Origin of the sequence: Pedobacter antarcticus, from assembly GCF_900103515.1 — a bacterium.
In the GTDB taxonomy this organism is placed as follows: domain Bacteria; phylum Bacteroidota; class Bacteroidia; order Sphingobacteriales; family Sphingobacteriaceae; genus Pedobacter; species Pedobacter antarcticus.
The window spans coordinates 1-25636 of the sequence record NZ_FNGZ01000018.1; the positions used below are offsets into that span (position 1 = coordinate 1).

At 40.6% G+C, this 25636-nt stretch carries 23 protein-coding genes and 1 pseudogene; 6 read left to right on the plus strand and 18 right to left on the minus strand.

The window, feature by feature from the left end; all coding sequences use genetic code 11:
* Positions 1–286, plus strand: a pseudogene (locus BLR53_RS19330) (glucosamine-6-phosphate deaminase); the annotation flags it as partial.
* 66 nt (positions 287–352) lie between these two features.
* Here the strand turns inward: BLR53_RS19330 and BLR53_RS19335 are convergent.
* Positions 353–1885 (minus strand): glycoside hydrolase family 10-like protein, encoded by a 1533-nt coding sequence (locus BLR53_RS19335; protein ID WP_037437710.1) that lies wholly within the window; start codon positions 1883–1885, stop codon positions 353–355.
* A 214-nt stretch (positions 1886–2099) separates the two neighbouring features.
* Between BLR53_RS19335 and BLR53_RS19340 the strand changes: the two genes are divergently transcribed.
* Positions 2100–3008, plus strand: a complete 909-nt coding sequence (locus BLR53_RS19340; protein ID WP_074591834.1) for a hypothetical protein — start codon at positions 2100–2102, stop codon at positions 3006–3008.
* A 3-nt stretch (positions 3009–3011) separates the two neighbouring features.
* Here the strand turns inward: BLR53_RS19340 and BLR53_RS19345 are convergent, their stop codons facing one another.
* From BLR53_RS19345 to BLR53_RS19360, 4 genes are all read right to left on the minus strand, one after another.
* Entirely contained in the window at positions 3012–6662 is a 3651-nt protein-coding gene (locus BLR53_RS19345) for a sensor histidine kinase (protein ID WP_244889584.1), read from the minus strand.
* A 149-nt stretch (positions 6663–6811) separates the two neighbouring features.
* Complete coding sequence (fabD, locus tag BLR53_RS19350) at positions 6812–7696, minus strand: ACP S-malonyltransferase (protein ID WP_074591835.1); 885 nt, start codon at positions 7694–7696, stop codon at positions 6812–6814.
* A gap of 44 nt (positions 7697–7740) precedes the next feature.
* A complete protein-coding gene (gene folE, locus BLR53_RS19355) occupies positions 7741–8376 on the minus strand; it encodes a GTP cyclohydrolase I FolE (protein ID WP_074591836.1) in 636 nt (211 codons plus the stop codon).
* An 11-nt stretch (positions 8377–8387) separates the two neighbouring features.
* On the minus strand, positions 8388–8798 hold the full coding sequence (locus tag BLR53_RS19360) for a 6-pyruvoyl trahydropterin synthase family protein (RefSeq protein WP_037437716.1): 411 nt from the start codon (positions 8796–8798) through the stop codon (positions 8388–8390).
* Between the two features lie 185 nt (positions 8799–8983).
* Between BLR53_RS19360 and mqnB the strand changes: the two genes are divergently transcribed.
* Positions 8984–9613, plus strand: a complete 630-nt coding sequence (gene mqnB / locus BLR53_RS19365) for a futalosine hydrolase (RefSeq protein ID WP_037437717.1) — start codon at positions 8984–8986, stop codon at positions 9611–9613.
* Positions 9614–9647: 34 nt separating this feature from the next.
* Complete coding sequence (locus BLR53_RS19370) at positions 9648–10508, plus strand: menaquinone biosynthesis family protein (RefSeq protein ID WP_037437718.1); 861 nt, start codon at positions 9648–9650, stop codon at positions 10506–10508.
* Between the two features lie 6 nt (positions 10509–10514).
* Here the strand turns inward: BLR53_RS19370 and BLR53_RS19375 are convergent, their stop codons facing one another.
* The 6 genes from BLR53_RS19375 to BLR53_RS19400 all read right to left on the minus strand — a co-directional run bounded on the left by BLR53_RS19375 (position 10515) and on the right by BLR53_RS19400 (position 15837).
* Complete coding sequence (locus BLR53_RS19375) at positions 10515–10832, minus strand: hypothetical protein (RefSeq protein WP_234797595.1); 318 nt, start codon at positions 10830–10832, stop codon at positions 10515–10517.
* A gap of 64 nt (positions 10833–10896) precedes the next feature.
* Positions 10897–12129, minus strand: a complete 1233-nt coding sequence (locus BLR53_RS19380) for an ABC transporter permease (protein WP_074591837.1) — start codon at positions 12127–12129, stop codon at positions 10897–10899.
* Between the two features lie 31 nt (positions 12130–12160).
* A complete protein-coding gene (locus tag BLR53_RS19385) occupies positions 12161–12799 on the minus strand; it encodes an MBL fold metallo-hydrolase (protein ID WP_037437725.1) in 639 nt (212 codons plus the stop codon).
* Positions 12800–12849: 50 nt separating this feature from the next.
* Positions 12850–13593: a shikimate dehydrogenase family protein gene (locus BLR53_RS19390; protein ID WP_074591838.1), complete on the minus strand. Its 744-nt coding sequence runs from the start codon at positions 13591–13593 to the stop codon at positions 12850–12852.
* Positions 13594–13602: 9 nt separating this feature from the next.
* On the minus strand, positions 13603–14370 hold the full coding sequence (locus BLR53_RS19395) for a phosphosulfolactate synthase (protein WP_037437728.1): 768 nt from the start codon (positions 14368–14370) through the stop codon (positions 13603–13605).
* A 63-nt stretch (positions 14371–14433) separates the two neighbouring features.
* Positions 14434–15837, minus strand: coding sequence for a tetratricopeptide repeat protein (locus BLR53_RS19400; protein ID WP_037437730.1), 1404 nt, complete (start codon positions 15835–15837; stop codon positions 14434–14436).
* A gap of 302 nt (positions 15838–16139) precedes the next feature.
* Here BLR53_RS19400 and amaB point away from each other — a divergent pair, with 302 nt between their 5' ends.
* Positions 16140–17681, plus strand: a complete 1542-nt coding sequence (gene amaB / locus BLR53_RS19405; protein WP_074591839.1) for an L-piperidine-6-carboxylate dehydrogenase — start codon at positions 16140–16142, stop codon at positions 17679–17681.
* Between the two features lie 53 nt (positions 17682–17734).
* Here the strand turns inward: amaB and BLR53_RS19410 are convergent, their stop codons facing one another.
* Entirely contained in the window at positions 17735–18316 is a 582-nt protein-coding gene (locus BLR53_RS19410) for a GIN domain-containing protein (RefSeq protein ID WP_074591840.1), read from the minus strand.
* 254 nt (positions 18317–18570) lie between these two features.
* Here BLR53_RS19410 and BLR53_RS19415 point away from each other — a divergent pair, with 254 nt between their 5' ends.
* Complete coding sequence (locus BLR53_RS19415; protein ID WP_074591841.1) at positions 18571–21468, plus strand: DEAD/DEAH box helicase; 2898 nt, start codon at positions 18571–18573, stop codon at positions 21466–21468.
* On the opposite strand, the gene aat is transcribed toward BLR53_RS19415, so the two are convergent.
* The 6 genes from aat to BLR53_RS19445 all read right to left on the minus strand — a co-directional run bounded on the left by aat (position 21465) and on the right by BLR53_RS19445 (position 25627).
* Positions 21465–22106 (minus strand): leucyl/phenylalanyl-tRNA--protein transferase, encoded by a 642-nt coding sequence (gene aat / locus BLR53_RS19420; RefSeq protein ID WP_037437734.1) that lies wholly within the window; start codon positions 22104–22106, stop codon positions 21465–21467. The genes BLR53_RS19415 and aat overlap by 4 nt on opposite strands.
* A 17-nt stretch (positions 22107–22123) precedes the next feature.
* The gene (locus BLR53_RS19425) at positions 22124–22558 is read right to left on the minus strand and encodes a hypothetical protein (protein WP_143007919.1); all 435 of its coding nucleotides are present in this window, start codon (positions 22556–22558) and stop codon (positions 22124–22126) included.
* A gap of 74 nt (positions 22559–22632) precedes the next feature.
* Positions 22633–23019, minus strand: a complete 387-nt coding sequence (gene rbfA, locus BLR53_RS19430; RefSeq protein ID WP_037437736.1) for a 30S ribosome-binding factor RbfA — start codon at positions 23017–23019, stop codon at positions 22633–22635.
* A gap of 20 nt (positions 23020–23039) precedes the next feature.
* Positions 23040–24233: a GTPase HflX gene (hflX, locus tag BLR53_RS19435; RefSeq protein ID WP_037437737.1), complete on the minus strand. Its 1194-nt coding sequence runs from the start codon at positions 24231–24233 to the stop codon at positions 23040–23042.
* A 22-nt stretch (positions 24234–24255) separates the two neighbouring features.
* A complete protein-coding gene (trpC, locus tag BLR53_RS19440) occupies positions 24256–25047 on the minus strand; it encodes an indole-3-glycerol phosphate synthase TrpC (RefSeq protein ID WP_074591843.1) in 792 nt (263 codons plus the stop codon).
* Between the two features lie 7 nt (positions 25048–25054).
* The gene (locus BLR53_RS19445; RefSeq protein ID WP_037437751.1) at positions 25055–25627 is read right to left on the minus strand and encodes an anthranilate synthase component II; all 573 of its coding nucleotides are present in this window, start codon (positions 25625–25627) and stop codon (positions 25055–25057) included.
* Positions 25628–25636 lie beyond the last annotated feature (9 nt).

Genomic DNA, 25636 nt, shown 5'->3' on the forward strand with positions numbered 1-25636 from the left:
CTGGACCAAAGACTGCTGGCTCTGGTTATACCGCGGGGCATGGCTGGAATACGATACCCATGAAATTGAAATGGCCGTACCGCTTAGCCCTCAGGAACTGGAGAAAAAGAAATATGCGATTTTCAAGCATCAATCCCAGAAAGACAGAGCCGTATTCCCCGGAGATGATGCCCGGGAATTCTGGGAAAGGGCAGAAGACCGGAACAGGGAAACAGCAAGGGCTTATGACGAGCTCGGGCTTGCTGAATATGAGGCCATGGAAGCTTTTGTCCGCTGGAAATTCTAAAATACCCCCTTCCAAAGAAAATGGGTTTAACGACAAAGGCCTCTGCTGTAGCAGAGGCCTTTGTCGTTATTGTGCCTGTACTCCGACAGGACCACTGGCTTCACTTTCGTTCTTAAGTCTGTCCAGTGCACTGACCAGATAGTTATATCTCTTGCCTTTCTCAATATTAGTATCCATAAAGAAGGTGTAATCCTCAAAACTGATACGTATAATATTTTTCGGGTGTAATACGTCCATATCTTCACCTTCAGCAAATCTGTAGATAACGTACCCGGAGGCTGTTTCGCCATCGGACGCTTTTAAGGGTGCTGCCCATTTCAATTGTATCCCCGTTTCGACTGCCTGAGCACTTAATTCCTGTGGTGGATTAGGATCAATATCATCCAGCCATGGCATCTGCGGTGGAAGCGCCGGATAGCGATAGAGATCGTTGCGCAGAGAGTCTGCCGCACCTCTTGCGATAGTAGAAAAGGACTTGGAACTAAAATACACACTTCCTTGTACACGGTTATTAGCCCTGATATATCGTACCTGATCTGGAATTTGTTCTGGAAAACGCCAGGCTGCCTCCATCTTCTGATTAACCAGATAAGCAGCTTGCCCGATGTATAAATGCCTGCCATAAGTATGCTTGCTCCACCAATCTACCAGCGTTCCAAACGGAGCTGCTTTACGGGTAAAACTAAAATATACCTGCGGATTAATGTAATCTACCCAACCCTCCTGAATCCATTTACGGGAATCTGCATAGAGCTCATGATAATTGGACAAACCGCTAGTTGCCGAACCGTCCGGATCATCTCTATCGTTCTTCCAGATCCCAAAAGGACTGATACCGAACTTCACATATTTCTTATAGTGATGAATACTGTCATCCAGTTGCTTAATCAGCAGGTCGACGTTGTTTCTTCTCCAATCTTTGATATTGGATATGCCGTTCGGGTATTTCTGAAATGTTGCGCCATCATTAATCTGCTGCCCAGCTACCGGATAGGGGTAGAAATAATCATCAAAATGAACTCCGTCTATATTATATCCTTTAACAACATCCAGAATGACCTGTACGATGTATTCCCGAACCTCAGGAATTCCTGGGTCAAACTGTTTCTTTCCTGCATAGGTGAAAAATAGCTCAGGCCTTTTTCGCGTCATATGGTCTTCAGAAACGAATGTATTGGCACTCATAGTCGCACGGTAAGGATTGAACCATGCATGCAACTCCATCCCTCTGGAATGAGCTTCCTTAATAGCAAACTCGAGCGGATCATACCCATTGGCGGGTGCAACCCCTTGTCTGCCCATGAGCCATTGACTCCAGGGTTCCCTTGATTTAGCATAGAAGGCATCTGCGGCAGGTCTAACCTGTAACAGGATTGCATTCATCCCGTTTCTTTTATGTTGTTCCATCAGACCAATCAGCTCTTGCTTCTGCTGATCTGCACTAAGTCCCGGCTTTGATGGCCAGTCTATATTAGCTACAGTGGCTACCCAGACACCGCGGAATTCTCTTTTTGGAGCAATTTTTGCTACAGTTTGCGCAAAGATAAAATTGGGAAAAATTAAAATTGTGAAAATTGTATAAACAATCTTTTTCAGCATTATTTGTTCTTTTGTTCGTGTAATTAGTGCTCGTTATGGGAAAATCCCTACCAGCCACATTTCGTGTCATCAGCAAGTAAACGATTTTTTTTAAGCTCTCATACAATTAAAGTTCATTTTTTACAGTTAATTATCTTATTTATCTTATGTTCGCTTTTTTTTAGAAAAAGGGAATACAGAGAAATTACTATATACAACTCATTTTTGATAATAAATGTTAGACACAAAAGATCCCGACCATAAAGGAGACCGTAATAAAATTTATTTTCTAGTTGTAGTTATCATTGCTTTATTAGGTACTAATGCATTCCTGTTTTTCAAAGATAAACACGAAAAGGAACGTTTCGTCACTTCTAGTACTGAACGGGACAGATTGAAGCTTGAAGTTGAAAAAATCGAGGTAGAATTCGATAAGGTGAATCAACTGAATGTCGCCCTCACAGAAAAGCTACAGCGTGAACACGATATGGCACGTGCTAAAATAGCAGAACTTAAACAGGCGCTTCAGAAGGGTGAAGTTACTCGTGAAGAGCTTGTCAACGCGCAGAATGAACTTCAAAAGCTAAGAACTTTTATAGAAGGGTATAAAAATGATATCGGACGTCTCGAAAGGGAGAATGCCGATCTTAAAACTCAGCGCGACAGTCTTGAAAGGTCGGTTCTTACAGTTTCAGCCAAAGCACAAAATCTGGAAAAGAAAAATAGCGAGCTTAGTGAAAAAGTAAAGAGCAGTGCTGCCCTCAAAGCATATAACGAGCGTTTAATAGGTTACAGGGTTAAAAACAACGGTAAAAATATCGAAGTTAATAAGGCTTCTGCCGCCCGTAAATTAATTACTTATTTTGATATTGTACCTAATCAGCTCGCTGCTAAGGATTATCATAAAATCTATCTTAGAGTATTTGACCCATCGGGAAATCTTGTGGCTGATGAAAAAAATATGTTCGAGGCAGATGGACAGGAGATGCAATACAGTGATATGATCACCATTTCGTATAAAAATGATAGCACATCGTATCAGATTGATTGGGTAAATCCCCAGCCATTTATCAAGGGTACGTACAACATTATTTTATATGCAAACGGCTATACCATGGGTAAGGCATCCGTAGAGCTTAAATAACTTTTAAGCAAGCGGGAAACGGAGATAAAAGACCGTCCCTGTTGATGCCCCGGATTTAAATTCAATACTTCCACCTGCATTTTCAACAGCCTGTTTGACAAAAGCGAGGCCTAATCCTGTTCCTGATGATTTCGTAGTGAAATTAGGCACAAATATCTTCTTCCGTAATTCGTCGTCTATTCCCTTTCCATTATCCTGGACTTCAACAAATACATCCGTCTCATCATTCGTAATCCGTATGTCTATACGGCATGCTACCTTTGCTGAAGCTGCCTCTATTGCATTTTTAAGCAAATTATTGAAGGACCTGAGCAACTGTCCTTTATCGCCCAGAACCTGTATCTCACGCCCTGAATTATCACTCAGGTAGATTTCTACGTCTTCACTATGATTAAAGACATCCTTAGCCTGTCTGATGATTGGTATCAGTTTCAATTCTTCTAACTTGGTATCGGGCATTTTCGCGAAATTCGAGAACTCAGATGCGATGGTTGCCAGACTATCAATTTGTTCTACGAATGACTTATAGAACCGCTGAAATTTAAGCTCGAAGTTCGGATCTTTTTCTTTCCAGGATTTCTCGAGTAACTGAACGCCTAGCTTAAGCGGTGTAAGCGGATTTTTAATTTCATGGGCTACCTGCTTAGCCATTTCCCTCCACGCACTTTCCCGCTCTGATTTGGCCAGTTTAACAGCACTTTCCTCCAGGGCTGCTATCATTTTATTATATTCTTTAATTAAAGATCCTATTTCATCATGCCTGGACCATATAATCGGTTGATTTTTCTGTCCCAGCTTGGTCTTCTTAATGCTTTCCTGGATAAATGTTAAAGGATTCGTAATCTGATTAGCGAGAAAAACAGCCAATACTCCGATTGCAACAAAAACAAGGGCATAAATATTAATCAGTGTATTAATAAATAAGCCAATTTTATTCTGATAATCGGCTTCGTTTGAATAGTAGGGTAATCCAATATAAGCTACAGTCTGGTTTTGTGCATTTCTAATCGGGGCATAGGCCGACGAATATTTGAAATCCCCTATCATCTCCTCCGGATTGGAATATTCGGAACGCTGCAGTTGCTTTAAGTAGATATAGGCCCCAGGCTCCATTTTACTGGCTATAATGCCGTAGTCGTACATTTTTGGTAAAGAGGTAAAAAGCAAATTCCCGTTAGTATCAAATAAATTAAGATAGGCAGAATTTATATCTGCAAACTGGTTGAAGTTAACTATCGCCTGATCTGATGGCTTCGGAATTCCGGTGGAATAGATCTGTTTTTCATAGGAGAGCTGTACCTTTCTTATCTTTTCTCTGATAAAATCTTCCTGCTGCTTTCTGTATTCATCCCATATATAGAAGAATGTAGACCATCCTACAATTAACAGAGTTGCTACTACAGAAAGTACGACTGAGAATTGAATTCTGGTCTTATAAAGGATCTTATTCGCATTAATCATGAGTGACCGGTTTATATTAAACCAGCCGCCCCAGCTGTGATCTATATTTTTGACGAGCAGGATAAGTACATATAAGATGGATGAAAAAATGATAAAGACAAGAAAAAAGAACGACAAAGCCGCTAGCCGTACAATATAGCTGACCTTTTCTTTACTGATTACGATAATCTTGGAATTACTGGCAGTATAAACCAAATGACTGTACCCCTGGTCATCATTCATAATTACTGGCTCGCCGTATTTGCCTTTAAAATCTGTATTGGCAATTTTATACGTGTATCTCCCGGATTGTTTAATGAGCTTATTGTTATTATAAAAAGCAAAAGAGTATGAACTGTAGTCATCTTCAGCTTTTTGCTTTCCATCAATAAGAATTTCAGGAAACTGGCTGTTATAATTATATTGTTGAGATTTCAGCTCAATAACCAGTGTACCTAAAATATGGTTATCGTCAAAAATCGGAACTATACCAAAGTAATTCTGATAGCCGAAGGTATCATTCAACCGGTAAAAGTAGTTTGATACTTTTACAGATCCTGATTTCACGAGGTTTTGATAGTGACGCAGCGATCTCGGCTGATCTTTGTTATTTATACTATCCCTGGCTTCATTAAATTCATAAAAATTATGTTCGAAGGGGGCCAAATAACCATCAAGAAAGGTCTTAGTAATATAATTCTGCAGAGCGAGGTGACGATTAAACGCAGGGCTTTTGAAATAATCTGTAATAAACAGGTCATTTGACACGCCGTTCCCTAAGCTTTCGATAGAATTAATAACCTTAGGATCATCGGAAGACTGGAGTTTCTGTGCAATAATGTATCTGTTATTCCTTTCTTTAATGTCATTAAACTTTAGGTATTTGATGGAAGATACAAAGGCAAGACAAAAAAACAGAGCCGCAAAAATGCCGATGGAGAATTTGTTATTCCTGATATAGTGATTATAACTAAAGATAAAAAGGAACAGTGCATACGCAATAAAAAAGGCTGTAAAATCTGTCGCCAGCATATAAATGCCGTAAGCGATGAACATACTGAGAAATAACACCAGTCTTTCCCGATTCGTAATCTTAAGCTGTAGCGTCAGTTCAATACAAATACTGGCAATGAGATAAACATTAAACCATACCAGACACAGGATGACAATACAGATCCAGCTTAACCAGCTCAGGTTGATAATGTTCGTAATATCAAAATTGATTTTGGAATTGAAGATCAAACCGAAGAAAATATCATTGATTAAAAATGCTGCTCCGGAAAGCAGCAGGATTAAACAAAAATGTATCATAAGCCCAGCGCTTTTGCGCTTCGTCATCCATAACGGCAAACGCAAAGAACTACGATAAGTATACAGGAATAGTACAACCCAGGTTATTGCAAGTACATTAAGCAAAAAATCGCCTAACGAGGGAAGAAAAAAGCTTTCTGCATAGATAGACGGATTAAAGACCTCCAAACTGAATTGATGATTAAACCAACCATATTCAAGGTCCGTAAACCGGACCAGAAAAAAGAATAATGCCAGCACCACAGAAGCCTTTAATACCTGGCCTTCTTTAGCCATTCTCGCACAGATGGAGTTTACAAACAGGCATATGCAAAATAATCCGATGATCCACAACCAGATCTGTATAGTTGCATAGACACTCTGATTATAATTAGATTTAAGTTTTACTTCAAACAGCAGTTTCCCGTCCAGATTATTAATACCGTATACTTCTTCATCCATAAACGAAGCCAGAGACAGCGCATTAGTCCCCAGCTGCTTATTAACAATTCCGTTTTGAAGATACCTGTTCTGGATACTGAACTGATTTTTAATATCAATCAGGAAGATCATCGTATAATTTCCCTGAGATTTCTTAATGGCTTCGTACCAACCGTTAGGCAGTTGCGTAAATGACGAGCCTTCCCGGATTTGATCGGGATCTGTAATGACTGCTTTACTTGAACTCCAAAATTTGAGTCCGGAGGGATCATAAGTTAAGACACTAATCCCCTCGTCCCGGAAAGTCTCTATATGTTCAAGGGCGAAGGATTCATTCAGGTGGAATTGTTTAGCCCGTTCAAGTTGCTGAACATCGGCCAGGAAGGAATAAACCAGCTCTTCCTTTGCGGCTAGCTTACGCTGTAATTTACCGGCTTCATGGTGCAACAGATCCTTTTCAGTAATGCTATGTTTTAAGGACAACGCCGTTACTATACAGCAGATCCCCAAGATCAATAAAAGAAATCTGATTTTGCCCCTTATATTCACACCTGTTGGTTTTAGTCTATAAAAAGGCCCGTCAATAAAGACACAATATCTTATTGACAGGCCCTTTTATATTATCACATATATTATGCCGGTACCGACGCTGAACGCGTTGGCATAGCTCTGTTTACTTTTTTAACAAGCCCCTGCAACACACTACCAGGTCCTACTTCTACAAATTCGTTAGCTCCGTCAGCAAGCATCTTTTCCACTGTTTGCGTCCACTTTACAGCACCAGTAAGTTGTGTAATCAGGTTAACTTTGATTTTATCAGGGTCTGTTTGCGCAACGGGGTCAACATTTTGATAAATCGGACAGATCGGAGAATTAATAGCAGTGGCTTCTATCGCTGACTGCAGTTCCACTCTTGCCGGTTCCATTAGCGGAGAGTGGAATGCACCACCTACATTTAATTTAAGTGCACGTTTAGCACCTGCTGCTGTTAATTGTGTACACGCTTCTTCAATTCCGGCAATGCTGCCTGAAATTACAAGCTGACCCGGGCAGTTATAATTTGCTGCAACTACGACCTCGTCAATACCAGCACAGATATTTTCAACTACTTCATCTGCGAGCCCCAGGATAGCGGCCATAGTGGAAGGTTGTAATTCACATGCTTTCTGCATCGCATTTGCTCTCGCAATTACCAACTTTAAGCCGTCTTCGAAAGACAGAGCATTTGCCGCTACTAAAGCTGAAAATTCACCGAGCGAGTGTCCTGCAACCATATCAGGGTTAAATTCTTGGCCTAAAACTTTAGCTAAAATGACAGAATGCAAAAATATAGCTGGCTGAGTGACATTGGTCTGTTTCAGCTCTTCTTCTGTACCGGAAAACATGACATCACTGATACGGAAACCAATTATTTCATTAGCTTTCTCAAATAATGCTTTCCCTTCTTCAAGTTCATAGAGTTCTTTTCCCATACCAGGAAATTGTGCGCCCTGACCCGGGAATAAAAATGCTTTCATCTATTAAATAATTTTGTGTTCGTTAATTTTAATTTATTGCTGTACTAATGCAGGTTAGCGGTAATTAACCTCAAAAACTCTGCCCTTGTTCTGTCATGTGCAAATTCACCGGTAAATGCAGACGTTGTAGTCACAGAATTCTGTTTCTGAATTCCGCGCATTGCCATACACATGTGTTGGCATTCAATTACAACAGCCACACCAGCAGGCTGTAATGTCTCCTGTATACAGTCGCGAATTTCATTAGTTAGTCTTTCCTGTACTTGAAGTCTTCTTGCAAAGGCATCTACTACACGCGGTATTTTACTTAACCCTACAATATGACCATTAGGGATATACGCAATATGGGCTTTACCAAAGAATGGCAGCATATGATGCTCACACATTGAATATACTTCAATATCCTTTACTACAACCATTTGGCTGTAATCTTCCTTAAACATCGCCGAACGCAATATTTTTGCAGGATCAAGATCATAACCATGCGTCAAGTACTGCAGTGCTTTAGCTACGCGCTCCGGAGTTTTAATTAAGCCCTCTCTTTGCGGATTCTCACCCAACTGACTCAGGATATCCGTATAATGATTAGAAATTGAGCGTGTCTTAACCGTATTATAACGGTCTATTTTGATATAACCTTCGTTTTCTTCACCGAAGTTATCTATTGTGTGATCTTCCATGGAAATGCTGATTAACCGAAATACTCGATAATGTTATTTTCGGTCTCGTAAATTTTGATGCTGTGTAATTGTGCATTGCTGCTGTTGATATGAGGCACAAGTTCTTCCCAGATTGCAATTGCCAGGTTTTCTGTAGACGCCAGTTTATCTTTCATGAAATCGACGTCCAAGTTAAGGTTCCTGTGGTCAAGTTTATCGATAACATGTTCATTAATGACGTTTTTTAACCATTTTAAATCGACTAGAAAGCCCGTTTCACGATCGATTTCACCTTTAACAGTTACAAAAAGCTGGTAATTATGACCATGCCAGTTAGGATTAGCACATTTGCCGAATACTTGAAGATTCTGATCATCAGACCAATCTGGCCTGGCCAGTTTATGTGCAGCGTTAAAATTTTCTTTGCGGGTAATATAAATCATATTTATTTTTATATTTCAATACAGACAGCGTATAAAACACCTGATTAGCTGCAAATATACGCAGAAAGGTTAGAAGGCCGTTTAAATTTATATGCGCAAATTATTAAGACCCAGATTTGAATGACCAAGTTTAAAGGAAGTTAAATGTAAATATTAACTTCGGCCGCAGGTTAATCCACCAAAGAATGAAAACACTCGTTGTCGCTGCTACCTTCCCTGAAGTTTCAGGCCTCTGTGAACATTTCCTGCTAAAGGAAGGTAGGTTAATGTATACACCAAATTTCGATGTACTCATTACCGGCGTAGGTATGACTGCTACCGCATTTGCTTTGGGTAGTACTTTAAACTCCTCTTACAGCCAGGTTCTCAATCTCGGAATCGCTGGGACATATCAGCGGAGCATTCCTCTGGGCACACTTGTCCAAGTCACTCAGGATATATTTTCCGAGTTAGGCGCTGAATCACCTGCTGGTTTCCTGACAATAGAAACACTGGGCTTCGGTAAAAGCCATTTTCAAGAAATTAATCCGGAAGTGCCTTTTCAAACAGATCTGCAGCAAGTTAATGGCATTACTGTAAATCGGGTACACGGCACTAAAGAAAGCATCAAAGAGACGAAGGACCGGCTTAACCCCGACACAGAGAGCATGGAAGGTGCGGCTGTATTTTATGCCTGTGAACAAACGGGAATCCCCTGCCTGCAAATCCGCAGCATCTCTAATTATGTGGAAGAAAGAAATACGGCCACCTGGGAAATAGGAAAATCTATCCGGAATCTGAATGCGTGGGCTATCAGATTTTTGACAATCGCTTAACCAAGCCTTTGCGCGGACTCCTTACCTTTAACCTATGAAGCTAACTCTTGGATTTTCACCCTGCCCGAATGATACATTTATATTTGACGCCTTAATTCATCATAAAATTGATACGGAAGGCCTTGATTTTGAAGTTCACTTTGATGATGTGGAGACGCTCAATCAAAAAGCAGTAAATCATGAACTGGACATCACTAAACTCAGCTTTCATGCCTTTGCACATGTGGCAGACAAGTATGCTTTATTGGATTCAGGAAGTGCACTTGGCTTTGGTGTCGGACCATTATTGATCTGTAAAGACGAGAGTTTGCTAGACCTTGAAACATTAGCTGCGAAAGGTAAAGATTTAAGGATAGGTATACCCGGTAAGTTAACTACAGCCAATTTCCTACTGGGTATTGCTTTCCCCGAAATGCAGCATAAAGAGATTATGGTTTTCTCTGAAATTGAAGACGCCCTGCTAGAGGACCGGATTGATATTGGATTGATTATTCATGAAAACAGATTCACTTACGCAAGCAGAGGGTTGCATAAAATACTGGATCTGGGCAGCCACTGGGAAAGTCTTACAGGCTGCGCAATTCCACTTGGCGGAATAGTGATTAGCAGAACGCTAAGTAAAGAAATCCAGCTGAAGGTGAATCGTCTAATTCGTAAATCTGTGGAATTTGCCTTCGCTAATCCTAAATCAGGTATAGACTTTATTTCTTCCCACGCACAGGCAATGGACCAGGAAGTGATGTATAAACATATCGATTTATATGTCAACAACTATTCAATAGATCTGGGAAAAGAGGGCAGAAAAGCGATTGATATTCTTTTTGAAAAAGCAGAAGCAACCGGACTAATCCCTGCTGTTCCTGCTTCGTTATATGTTAAGCCCGATACTGTCTAAAAGCATTTATGGATTACATGGGCCATCTGGAATGGCCTGTGTAATTTTCATGAGTCTGGTAACAACCAATGTCGAGTCAAAATCTGCCGAGACGACCAGACTGTCCGATTTAATAGCATGGCATTCGGCTTCGATATAAACCGGCTCGTATGGTTTTTCGAAGTTGAACTTACTATATGCAAGCTCAAGCGTGCCGGCACTGTCAGCCACCCAATATTCTCTCCCCTCTTCACAATCAGTAAAGGATTTTATTTCAGGACCATAACTATATAATCCTTTGATTATCCTGGTCTTTCCAGTCTTTTTTTCTTCTGTATCTTGCATACAAGCTGAGCAAAAAAGAGATAATACAAATAACAATAAAGCAGTTTGTTTAAAGGAATTCATGTTAAAGATCTTGATTTAAATTATTGATGTTTTTAACGCTTAAATTAGATGACAAAGCTGATGCCATAAAAGAGAAAGTACTCACGGTTATAAATACCAGTACAAAATCCTGCCACCGTAGAGAAACAGGATAAGCATTACCAATTGTAATATTGTCTGAAGACATACTAATCATCCCAAATTTCTGCTGCAATAAGCAGAAAATCAACCCTACAAATAACCCGAAAACGCAACCCGCCAGAGTTATCATCATTCCTTCGAGTAAAAAGATTCTCTTAATGAGTTTTTTGCCTGCGCCCAAACTACTTAGGATTGCAATATCTTTCAATTTGTCAATTACCAGCATCGTTAGTGATCCGATAATATTAAATATGGCAATAATCAGTATAAAGGTTAAAATGATATAAACTGCCCACTTTTCAGTACCCAGAATATTATACAGTGCCTTATTCTGTTCTATCCGGTCCTTCACTTCAAAATCTGGTCCCAATTGCTGCTGCAGCTCGGTTTTCAGCCTGTCTGCATCACCGCTTTTGATCAGGTCAAGTTCAATAGCAGATACATTAATATCTTGCTGCAGCAATTCCCTTGCAAAAGACAATGGTACGATAGCTACGTTATCAAAATCACGCTGTACTTCAAAGATACCCGATACAGGAATAGAAAGATTCATAAAGTCATCTGTCGGATTAACTGAGGAGGTACTCATACCCCTTTTGGGAGAAAAGATCTGTAAAGGCGTGAAAGGATCGTTTGGATTAACCATCAGATAATTTTGAAGTGCCGATCCCAGAACAGCTTGAGGCCCGTTACTATTATGCAGCAAAAACTTACCCTGGACAATAATACTGTCCAGATCCTTATTTTTCAGATAGTCTTTACTAACCCCTTTGACCAGCCCAACCGACTGTTTTTCATTATATCTCAATAATGCATTTTCAGAAAGCACTTCGGTATAAGAGTAAACTCTCGAATCTTTCCGTATACCGTTAAATACAGCGCCCCGCGGATCAAACGTTTTTCCTTTAGCCGGACTTATAACCAGTTCCGGTGTAACCGTATTAAACATTTTCAGCACCATCTCCTCAAACCCATTAAAAATGGAAAGGATAATGATTAAAGCCGCACTACCAACAAACACGCCAAGCACTGATATAGTTGAAATTATATTAATGGCATTAGTTGATTTCTTAGCAAACAGATACCTGCGGGCAATATAAAGGGCTGTATTCAATTATTAGTCTTTTGGTCAAATATACAGCTACTTAATTTAAAAACGGATTGTTTTGCTTTTCGAAGCCTATAGACGTGGATGGTCCGTGTCCGGGATAGACCTCAGTGGCATCGGGTAACAGAAATAGTTTCTCTCTGATATTTGCAATCAACTGCTCATGATTCCCACCCGGAAGATCCGTACGGCCAATACTCGCGTAAAAAAGCACATCTCCACCAATCAAAAATCCATCTTTCGCCGCATAGAAGCAAAGATGAGCAGGAGAATGGCCTGGAGCAAATATCAGTTCCAGTTCGCTATGCCCAAAAGAGACCTTACCGGTCTCACCTAAAAAGACTTCTGGTTCCGGAGAAAGTTCGTAATACATGCCCATTTGCGGCGCATAAGCAGGAACCGCCTGCAAAACACTCAATTCTCCCTTATGAAACTGAGGTTTGAGCCCCCACTGGTCAAAAACAAATTTATTACCAAAAACATGGTCAATATGGCAATGTGTATTTAGTAAAAGTACGGGATTCAGACCAGCTTCTTTAATCCAGGAGTCGAGTGCATTTTGCTCACTTCCATTATTCATTCCCGGATCTATAATTACACATTCTCCCGTTTCGTCGTATAAAACGTAGGTGTTTTCCTGGTAAGGATTAAAAGTAAATTTCTGAATCTTGATCATGGTAAAGGAGTCTTTATAAATTTGATAACGAGAGCTGTGGAATCATATTGTTAATTGTTCCAGATATACCAGGAACGGTCGGCCTGAAGTTCAAGCATTTCTTTACCATTCTTAATAGCAGCCCCTTTTTCAGCCGCGAGACGTAGGAAAGTTGTGATCTCGGGATTATAAACCAGATCATACGCAAGATGCTGATTAGTCAGGAACTCATAGGGAATCTCGGGAGCTGTTTCTATTGCAGGAAATGTTCCTAAGGGAGTCGTATTAATGATAATCTGATACTGTTTCATCATTTCGGCATTAAGGTCGCTAAACAACAAGGCATTATCTGCTGGTTTACGCAACACCGATTTCCAGATGACACCTAAATTATCAAGCACATATTTAACCGCCTGAGCAGCGCCCCCGTCTCCTAAAATCAAAGCATGGGTATGATGTGGTTGTAAAAAAGGCTTAATGGAGCACTCAAATCCATAGGCATCAGTATTAAATCCTTTAAGATGCCTTTTTCCGGCTACGTCAGTAATTGAGATACAATTTACTGCGCCTATTTTCTCAGCAGCCTGGTCGAGCTCGTCCAGAAATGGCATAACCTGTAATTTATAGGGAATGGTTACATTGAGGCCTTTCAATCCTGATTGGGTATCCAGTAATTCGGCTATCTCATTTATATTTTCCAATGGAAAAAGTTCGTAGCTGCTATCAGTAATCTTTTCCCGCTGAAATTGTTCAGTGAAATATTTTTTTGAAAAAGAATGTCCAAGCGGATATCCAATCAGTCCAAAAGTTCTCATGTATTTTTGTTACTTAACGGCGTTCAGAAAGTAGTCAAAAGTATCTCCTCTTAATCCTAAGCGAATAGTTTCCAATGGGATAACTTCCGAAGGAGCGATATTACCAAGATTCACATTGCTACCTATTAACTTGATAAACCAGACCTGCTGTTCTTTCTGAGGAGCTTCCCAAATAATGGTCTCTGCTGGGATCTGCGTAAGAATCTCATCGACAAGGCCCTCACGGACTTCGCCTGACCCTCTGTAAATTCCAACATTTCCTCCCTCACGTGCTTCAGCGATTACCTTCCATGAACCGGCTTCTATTTCAGCATTCATCAGTTTGATCCACTTATATGGTGCAAATATCTTGGTTGCATCTTTAGAGCCTACTTCTGAAATTACAGTTACATATTTAGATAACTGACGGATATACTCACATTTACGATCATGTTCCAACTCAATTGAACCATCGGAAACCTCTGCATATTCCATTCCGAATTGCTCGAGAACACGAATATAATCTTCGAACTGGTTACGCACCACAAATGCTTCAAATAAAGTGCCTCCAAAATAAGTAGGAAGGCCTGCATCGCGGTATATAGCTAGTTTTTCTTTTAATTTGGGGGTAACAAAGGATGTTGCCCATCCGAGCTTTACAATGTCTGAATGGATGCCTGCAACGTCGATAAAATCTTCTGTTTGTCTTAAGCTGAGTCCTTTATCCATCACCATGGTGATTCCACTCTGGCGTGGTTTAACTGGACGTTCCGGAATATTGTTTAATGGGTAATTCATATCTGCTGCAAAGGTGAAAAAAAAAACAGGAAATTCTGATCAGTATAAAAAAAACCCGTTCAGCTATTTTATATATCTGTTTATAACGGCGATAATTGCTCTGTTGTCTTGTAACTGAGGTAAATATTCAAATAAAATATAATGTTTCTCCGGATCTGTTACTAAAGCCGTTTCCAGGTAAGCGATAGCATCGCTGTTCTCACCGAGTGCAAAAAGATAAGCTACCATCCGGTAATAAAGCTCGGCCGCATCAGGATTGTTTTTTATTCCTTCAGCTATAGTTTCCGAGGCTTCCAGCGTCCGGCCCTGTTCGTATAGAACAGTAGAAAAATCCAGCCATGCCTCAATGTCAAGCGGATTATATTCCAAAACTTTATAATAAGCCTCCACTGACTGCTCGATCTGGTTTAGCTTATAATAAGCATCGGCCATAGCGAACCAGAAGTCTGGATTCTCTGCATCCAGCTCTAGTGCTTTTTTGTAAAAATGGAGAGACTCAAAATAGCGTTCTTCAGCGTTTAGCGTTACACCGATTCCGAACCACGCATCTGCAAGTTTGGGATCCATTTTGACAGATTTCTTATAATAAGCACGTGCCTCATCCATACGCTCGAGTTTCTCGTAGCATTCACCGATAGCACAATAAGTATCTGCATTAGGTTTTTCGTATTCCCAGGTTTGTTTATAAACCTCTATAGCCTCTGCGTAGCGGTCCAGCTGTACTAAAGCATTCCCTTTATTGTAATAAGCAGATGCAAAATTATCCTTAATCAGAATCGCATAATCATAGGCATCAATCGCTTTTTCGAACAAGTCGAGTTTATGATACGAGTTTGCCAGATTATACCAGGCAGCGTAAGAATAGGGATCATTGTCAATATATTCCTGATAGAACTGAATACTTTCTTCTTGTTTGTCCAGAATATCATAACAGAATGCCAGTTCATAGAGTCCATCCTTATTTTCCATATTCTGTTCAAGACTCTGCTTGATATATTTGATCGCACTTTCATAGTCGAGCATATTCTGATAAACATATGCGATATGCAGCAGGATCTCATCAGTAGTTTCGGCGAACGTCAATGCGATCTGAAAATTCTCAAGGGCCTCGGCGTAACGTTCAAGGCTATTATAGATATTTCCACGAAGAATGTAAATTTCCGATTCCGAAGCTTCCAGCATTTCTGCTTTCTGCAAAGAAAAGAATGCTCTTTCATTCTGATCTGTGATAAAAAACAACTGTGCTTGCTTAATCAGAAAAACTGCGGCATAAGGATGCTGACTCAAGGCATATTCTATTACCTGCAAAGCCTTTACCGGATCGCTCTTTTCTATATAATAATCGATAATGTTCTCAAAAGCCTGGGCATCAAAAAAATACTGATCCTGGTTCCTTATCATCTCTTCGTAACGTTCTACAGAACGCTGCGCATCATCGCTAAAATCAAAGTAAAATTCCTCTTCCATTGTATTGAATAATTAAAGAACAGCTCCCCAGGTCTAAAATACAGTATAAGTTGACAGTATTGTTTAGGCTTTTACCAAATAATTTTCAACATTCAAACAATCCTGAACGTAATTAGTTGATAATATTAAATTTAGCTAAACCAAAAAATTTAGCAACGGACACTAATTATGTGCCGGACAGACGGGAGCAGAACTTTATGCAAAGAACGTCATCCTTAAGTTAACTCCAGTAATCTACAGGTAAAGAAATCGCTTAGCCAATATTTTTTTTGTTGATTTGTATAAACCAACATCCATTCATTATGCAAAATTCTATTACACAGATTTTAAGTAATTTGGGCATTCAGGAACTCAATCCAGCTTACAGTACAGGCAGCCAGTGGGGCGGATCAACGCAAGATAAGATCATCGAAAGCTTTTCACCTGCAAACGGAGAAAAAATAGCAGCAGTTCAAACAGCAACACCTTCAGATTATGAGAAAGTCATTCAGCAGGCCAGCGAAGCTTTTCCGCTATGGCGAAGTATTCCCGCACCTAAACGCGGTGAAATAGTCCGCCAGCTTGGAGAAGAGTTGAGGGCGAAGAAGAATGATCTTGGAACATTGGTTTCCTACGAGATGGGAAAGAGTCTGCAAGAAGGATTAGGCGAGGTTCAGGAGATGATAGATATCTGTGATTTTGCCGTCGGACTCTCCCGCCAGCTTTATGGATTAACCATGCACTCCGAAAGACCAAATCATAGAATGTACGAGCAGTGGCATCCGCTGGGTATCGTAGGAATCATCTCTGCATTTAATTTTCCAGTCGCTGTATGGAGCTGGAATGCAGCACTAGCACTCATCTGCGGGAACGTCTGTGTTTGGAAACCATCTTCAAAAACACCCCTTTGCGCAATTGCCTGTCAGCATATTTTAGCCGGAGTTTTGAAGAAAAATGAAATGCCGGAAGGAATTAGTTCGTTATTGATAGGAAACACATCTGGTAACCTGATCAATGAAGATCGCAGAATCCCGCTTGTGTCATTCACCGGGTCCACGCGTGTCGGCAAAATAGTAGCCGGAGCTGTAGCCAGCAGGTTTGGAAAGACAATATTAGAACTTGGCGGTAATAATGCAATTATCATTTCTAAAGAGGCAGACCTTAAAATGTCCGTGATTGGAGCCGTATTTGGTGCAGTCGGTACTGCCGGTCAACGTTGCACTTCAACAAGACGACTCATTATTCAGGAGGACATCTACGAAGAATTTAAGCAAAAGCTAATCGGTGCATATGACCAGTTACGTATCGGCGACCCATTGGACCAGCAAAATCACGTAGGTCCGCTGATTGACAAAGAAGCAGTTAGGACCTTTTTAGAGGCTATAGAAAAAGGACGGCAGGAAGGAGCCCGATTTATTGTCGAAGGCCACGAACTCACTGGTTCCGGGTATGAATCGGGATGTTATGTCAGCCCCTGTGTGGCAGAAGTAGAAAATCATTTCCAGATCGTGCAGGAAGAAACTTTCGCCCCTATCCTGTATCTGATTCGCTATAAAACCCTGGAAGAAGCTATTGCACTGCAGAATGGAGTACCTCAAGGACTATCTTCTGCGATTATGACTCTTAATCTCAGGGAAGCCGAGCTTTTCTTATCGGCTGCCGGCTCCGATTGTGGGATTGCCAATGTTAACATCGGAACATCGGGTGCGGAAATCGGTGGTGCTTTTGGGGGAGAGAAAGAAACTGGCGGAGGCCGGGAAAGTGGCTCCGATGCCTGGAAAGGATATATGCGCAGGCAAACTAATACAATCAATTATGCGGATACTTTACCTTTAGCCCAAGGTATAAAGTTCGACCTCAAATAAAACAAAAAAAGGGAGGTCATACCTTGACTTCCCTTTTTCTCTGGCTCTGGCGATTATTGCATTGCAAGGAAATTTATCTGGCCAACTTTTTTGGTTTTAGCTGCAGTAAATTTAGTCATATTAACATTATTCAAAGCCGCATAATTTACCGTATGGCTTTCTGTACTGCCACGCAGAACCAGGTTTGCATCACTATCGACAAGTGTATATAAGCTCTCTGTAACTGTATTAACTCTCGCAACAGCCTGATCACGAAGGAAGATCTGCAGATTCTGTAGTTTCAGATTACCCTGTGTATTCACGACAGCTTTATCGGATGCATCAATTCTGTAAATGTCATTCACATGCACAATAACCTCTACAGGCTCAGCCTCATTCGAGCTGATGGTCAGGATATCGCCAAACTGACTTACTGATACTTTATCGAGATCATTTTCGTCCATAGTAACCCATTCATGATTACTCTGCATCAGTGTAACACGGACATTCCCTTTAACGACTACTTTTTTGACGTCGGTTTTCAAGGTTAAACTTTCCATCGCAGGTAATTTAACTGCGGCATTAACATTAACTGAACTGATTGTTAGCAGGGCGGCAACGGCAGCACCCATTAAGATTTGAATACGTGTTTTCATGTTATTTTTTTTATGGCTTTTTCAAACCGTTGTAATTAAATGTTCTGTAGATAAGACGCAATACCCCCTGATACGTTGCAGTAGATTATTCGATATTATACCAGCAGCAAGATAATTCCGACCAACGCCCGTAATAACACGACAAAAAAGATTAAAAAACCATCTTTATAGACAATCGATTTGACAGCAAATCAAATTTGACGTATGTTTAAGATTTTATAAGCTTATAATTCCGTCGTTTTAATAATTTATACATGCTCCGCGTAGATAGTTCTAAACCCTGCAAAATCGTATATTCATTGTGCAAGCATGAATACTTAGGCTATCTGATTGAACCTCATATCGTTCAATTAAATCCGCAGGGAGATTTCTCGCTTACTTACCAGCGCCTTTTCAGTCATACAGCTGGAGAATTCAGCAAGCATCTTTCAGAAACAGATCTCCGTATTATTAAAATACTGGATGAGACTGAACAGGATCACGTAATTAAAAAGTATTATAAAAAAGTAATCCGTCCTTTTGAGTTCTTCAGTAAATTCTACGATGAAAAATTCTATAATCAGGTCCGCCCGCGAATTGAAAAACGATTAGCTGAGGTTCTTGAGATTCTGAAAGACACAGAATCCCTCTACCTGATGGATAAAGACGGTTGGCCTGCGGAAAGAAGAATAGAGATGGCCATTGAGCCCGCCTCAATCCTTTTCCATTTCAGAAGAAACGAAACAGAAACCAGATATTTCCCAACGATAAAATATCAGGGCATGAGAATTGATTTCATGTTCAAAGATGCGCAACTGGTTAGTAATCATCCAGCATGGATGCTGTTGAATGATATCCTTTACTTCTTTGAGCAAGATATGGAAGGCAAGAAGCTTTTACCCTTCCTTCAAAAAAGGTTTATCACGATACCCACTGCTAAAGAAGAAACTTATTTTGAGAAATTTGTCGCCCCGCTGATAGAAAAATACCATGTATATGCAGAAGGCTTCGATATCCGCACCGAAAAACACCAGCCGACAGCATTTCTTAAAGTAATCTATGTAGAGTCCGGAGTTTCCCAGTTACAGTTATACTTCAGATATGGTGAATTTGTGTTCAGCCTTGGAGATGAGAAAAAAGTAACCGTACACGTCAGGAAAGAAGAGAATAATTATATTTTCACCCGCGTTAAAAGAGACACTGCCTGGGAAAAATCAAGATATAACGAACTGACTAAGATGGGACTTAAAAAAGTCAGCCCCGTATTTTATAATCTGGAACTTAATCCCGCTCCCGAGGGAGAAGATGAGTCTTATGCCTTGCTAAACTGGGTAAATGAACATATTCAGCAACTGGAACACAATGGGTATACTATAGAACAATCAGCGGCCCATAAAAAGTTTTTATTTGCAAGCAGTAAAATTGATTTTGAGGTGCTCGAAGATAATGACTGGTTTGATATCAATGCGATTGTTTACTTCGGTTCACAAGCAGTTCCTTTTATTGCGCTGAAACAACACATTCTGCACAAAAAGAGAGAATATCTGTTACCTGACGGAACAATAGCCATTATTCCTGAAAAATGGTTCTCACAATATGGTAGTCTGTTCAGCCTTTCAGATGGCAGTAAATCGCTTAAACTGAAAAAACATCATATCGGTCTGATTAATGACCTCGCTGAAGACGGTATTGCTAACGTCACCCTTCAGCGTAAGTTGCAAAAACTGAATAACTTTGAAAACATCGCAGATACCCAGATGCCTGTACACTTTAAAGGTGAGCTCAGAAGTTATCAGAAAGCTGGCTACAACTGGTTTGGTTTTCTCCGTGAATATAACTTCGGCGGCTGCCTTGCAGACGATATGGGTTTAGGTAAGACTATTCAGACGCTCGCGATGCTGCAGAAACTCAAAGAAGAGGACCAGCAGCAGCAAACGCATAGCACTTCCTTAATTATCATGCCTACGTCCCTGATTTACAATTGGCTGGCGGAAGCAAAGAAATTTACCCCAAAGCTTAAAATCCTGGCACATACCGGGAGCTCCAGAATAAAAGACGTCAGCCATTTTATTGATTATGATATCGTGATTACAACTTATGGAATTACGCGTGTAGACGTTCACGAACTGCAAGAATTCTATTTCAATTACATTATTCTTGACGAAAGTCAGAATATTAAAAACCCTTCATCCAAATCATTTAAGTCCGTTCGCCAGCTTAAATCAAGAAATAAATTAATTTTGAGTGGTACTCCTGTCGAGAATTCAGTTGGCGATCTATGGACGCAGCTGACCTTCTTAAATCCAGGATTACTGGGAACACAATCGTTTTTTAATGAGGAGTATGTCCAGGCCATTGAAAAGAAGAAAGATGAAGAAAAAGCCAGAAAACTTCAGGCAATTATCAAGCCTTTCGTATTGAGAAGAACCAAGGAACAAGTAGCAGAAGAACTTCCAGCCAAAACCGAGCAGATTTTCTATTGTGATATGACAGAAGATCAGGCAGCAGCCTATGAAGAAACCAAATCTGCCTATAGGAACGATCTACTCAGCAGTATGGACGATGGAACCTATGCTAAAAAGCAAGTTCAGCTTTTGCAGGGCCTTACCGCGTTGCGTCAATTGGCCAACCACCCGGGCATGATCGATGATACTTATACAGGAGAGTCAGGAAAATTTAAGAACGTGGTTTACACACTGGACAACGTATTAAAAGGAGGTCATAAAGTCCTTATTTTTTCCCAGTTTGTAAAACACCTGCAGCTCTTCAGAATGCACTTTGAAAAGGAGAACATCCCCTTCGCATACCTTGATGGGGGAACCAAAAACCGCGGGGAGATTGTTGCTGAATTTCAGGAGAACAAAGACCTTAAAGTATTTCTGATCTCCATTAAAGCAGGAGGAGTCGGGTTGAACCTGACCCAGGCAGATTATGTATTTATACTGGATCCCTGGTGGAACCCAGCTGTCGAACAACAGGCGATTGACAGATCACACCGGATCGGGCAGGATAAAAAAGTATTCATCTATAAGTTTATTGCGAAGGATACCGTTGAAGAAAAGATCCTGGCCTTACAGAACCGCAAAAAAAGACTGGCAAGCTCATTGATCACTACAGAAGAAAGCTTCTTCAAATCACTCAGTAAAGAAGATATTAAAGAGATCCTCAATTAATATCCGGACTTCTTCAGCAAACTAAGATATGCTGACCTGGAGATCATTTCTGCGCCCATGCTCATCAAATGATCATTCTGTATCTGGCAATCTACCAATCGGTAGGCCGGGTTGGTGCACAACCAGATCAGGGCAGTTTTAGAGGCATTACTTTTCAAGCTAAACATACTCTCCCCACAGAAACAACCATTTATCTCCAATCCGTATAAACCACCGGCAAGCTTATCGTCCTGCCAGACTTCGATACTATGTGCATGGCCTGCCTCATGTAATGCTACATAAGCATTTTGCATTTCATTTGTAATCCAGGTACCATCCTGATCCTTTCTCGGACTTTGTGCACAATTGGCGATTACCTCCCGGAAAGCTTCGTTTCGGCTTACCCTGAATATCCCATCCCGCGCTATCTTCCGCATACTTTTACTAATTTTTATATGTGCTGGAAAAATGACGCAGCGCTCGGGTGGCGAATACCAGCAAATAGGATCACCCTCGCTGAACCAGGGAAAAATGCCGTTCGTATAAGCAAGCAGCAATCTTTCCACACTTAAGTCGCCCCCGATACCCAGCAGCCCATCATCTTCCGCAAGCCCGGGATCTGGAAAAACGAGTTCATCTTCTGGAATACGAAACACCATAGTTTATACCTATATTATTATTTAGCCCTATCAATTGTTTCGATACCATTCTCAAACGGCATTCTAAATGCTTTTCTGTGTGCTTGAAGCAGATAATATAATCTAAAAAACTCAGCCCCCATACAAATCCTTAATAGTATTCCCGGAGCATATTCTCCCAGATCAAACAACTGAGGGATTAGGGTTATAAACCCTATAGAAAATACCCAGCAGATAATTCTAAATGGAAATTGAAAATAATATACAATTATTCCTTTTTTCCGGAACCTGTAAAGTTGCACTGCACTAAAAAACAATGAAATAAAAAGTAAGACTGTCATCCCTACTCTAATAAACCCGAATGATGTTTGTTCCAGAGATGAAACATTATTGATTACCATCCAGATTTGTGGCATCAGTAAGAAGATACTAACCACATCCAGCAAGGCAAATAGTTGAAAAAATCTGCGCATTAAACTCGCTGTACTTTTGATTGATTCCGGAGACCCCTATTGATGGGGTCTCCAAAACATTAAATAATATGAGCTTATTCAGATTCGTCTTCCGAATCAGGCTGCTCCTTACGTTCCCTGGAAATTTTATCGAAAATCTTGTCCATATGCTCAACATAGATATTCGTATCGTCCAAAAAGAAAGTAAGAGATGGCACAACCCTCACCTGATGGCGGATACGTGCCCCGAGTTTATAACGGATCTCTCCTGCATGCGAATTAACAGTCGCAATAGAGATTGATGTCTCGTTTGTATTCAGAAAACTCAGATATACCTTAGCTACCGCAAGATCCGGAGATACGCGCACTTTAGTAATCGTAACCAGTGTATTGGGCAAGTATTCTGCTCCTTCCCGCTGAAATATAGTCGCTAATTCTTCCTGCAGCACCCCAGCAAATTTCTGTTGACGTTTACTTTCCATATTCTATCACTTCTTTGTTATTAATATAATAAACTATCATATGGGTATCTCGCAGTATGCACCGCAATTACCTTATCGTATAATAGTTGTTTGAATTCTTCCAGATTCTCTTTATGGAGTGCAGAAATAAATAAAGCAGGCGCATTATGCTGTGCCATCCAGCTTTTTTTGAAATCTTCAAGCGTCAAAGTTTTACGCTCACCATTCTCATCTTCTTCACCTTCCGGACTCACATAAGCATCTATTTTATTAAAGACCATTATCGTGTCCTTATCTCTTGCACCAAGTTCCTGCAAAGTTTCATTAACTACATTAATCTGGTCCTCAAAACTCTCATGTGATACGTCAACCACATGAATCAGGATATCGGCTTCACGGACTTCGTCCAGTGTCGATTTGAAACATTCTACCAGATGATGTGGCAATTTTCGGATAAATCCAACCGTATCAGAGAGCAAAAAAGGCAAATTATCAATGACGACTTTACGAACAGTAGTATCCAGCGTCGCAAAAAGCTTGTTTTCAGCAAATACTTCCGATTTCGCCAGCATGTTCATAATCGTAGACTTACCCACATTTGTATAACCAACAAGGGCAACCCGAATGAGTTGAGCACGGTTTTTACGCTGCGTTTCATTCTGTTTGTCAATTAATTTGAGACGCTCCTTTAATAAGGAAATCTTTTCCAGAATCATCCTTCTGTCACTCTCAATCTGCGTTTCCCCGGGTCCACGCATACCGATACCACCTTTTTGTCTTTCAAGGTGAGTCCATAAACGAGTTAACCTGGGCAACAAATATTGTAACTGTGCCAACTCCACCTGCGTTTTCGCTTGCGCAGTTTGGGCACGACCTGCAAAAATATCCAGGATCAGATTACTTCTGTCCAATATTTTCACCTGTAATTCCCGCTCAATATTTCTCAGCTGAGAAGGAGAAAGCTCATCATCAAAGACGACCATATCTATTTCCTCAGACTGAACATAACCCTTAATCTCTTCTAATTTCCCTGTGCCGACAAAAGTAGACCGGTCAGGACGTTGCATTTTTTGCGTGAAAATCTGGTCCACGACACCACCGGCAGTATCTACCAGAAATGCAAGTTCGTCCAGATATTCTTTAGTTTGTTCCGGCTTTTCTCCGGGCTTGATTACGCCAACCAGGACAGCGCGTTCCTGTTTAAGCGCAGTATCATAAAATTTCGCTTTTCCCATGTAAAGTACAAAGATACAAAAGTTATACCGAGATCAGTGCGGAGCTGAAGGTCTGAATGGCAGCAACCGGATCTTCGGTTTTCATAAAGTTTTCACCGATCAGGAATCCATTAAAACCTGCGGCTTTCAATTCAATTATTGTTTTCGGGTCACTAATCGCACTTTCTGAGATTTTTAAAAATGCATCGGGTATATGATGAAAAAGATCAAAAGAAGTTCGGATATCGACCGTAAAATCGGCCAGATTTCTGTTGTTTACCCCGACGGCATCAATAAATGGACAAAGACTTTTTTCCAATTCCTCCAGATTATGAACCTCGAGCAAAACATTTAATCCTAATTCTTTCGCCAGTTTAGCAAAACTGATAATCTCATCCCGGGTTAGAATTGCAGCGATCAGCAAAATAATATCAGCACCCCATGCTTTAGCTTCCAAAATCTGATAAGTATCAATTATGAAATCTTTACGCAGTAAAGGAACCTCATTAACCGCTCTTGCTTCCAGTAGATCATCCGGGTGCCCACCAAAGAAATCTATATCAGTTAGCACAGAAATTGCAGCAACTCCTGCTGCTGCATATCCCTGGGTTACAGTTTTGACAGAAGCAGAAGCGTTAATTACTCCTTTAGAAGGAGAGCGTCTTTTGAATTCTGCAATAATTCCGGTTCGAGCAGGATCAAGCAAGAAATCTTTCAGGACATAAGGAATACGGTTAAAGTATTTACTTTTTTTTAGTTCAGCAACGGGAACATTCTCTTTCGCTGCCGCAACTTCTTCTTTCTTCCTGTTTACGATTTTATCTAAAATATTCATTGACGTATTAGTTTTCTAACCAGTTTTTCATCATTTCTTTTCCATATGCTGTAAGGACGCTCTCCGGATGGAATTGTACGCCCCGCACATCGTACTGCCGGTGACGCAGTGCCATAATCTCATTATCCTTATCTGTTGCCGTTACCAATAAACATTCCGGCAAATCTGCAGGGTTAACAACCCAGGAATGATATCTTCCAACCTGAATTTCTTCTGGACAATCTTTAAACAGTAACTCTTCCGGATCGATCACGCTAACCGGTGTGGCAATTCCATGCATTGGACGTCCTAGGTTCAGCAAAGACCCACCAAAGGCCTCTGCAATAGCCTGTTGCCCCAGACAAATACCCAGAATGCTTTTTTCGGAGGCATAAGTCCGGATTACATCTAGCAACAGCCCTGCTTCTGCCGGTATTCCCGGGCCTGGCGATAACAGTATTTTATGATAGGGAGCCAAATCCTTAATTTCAAATTTATCATTACGAAGCACTACCGCTTCCCAGCCCAACTCGTTAATCAGATGGACTAAATTATAAGTGAAGGAGTCATAATTATCAATGACCAATACTTTCTTGTGCATATCGCTATT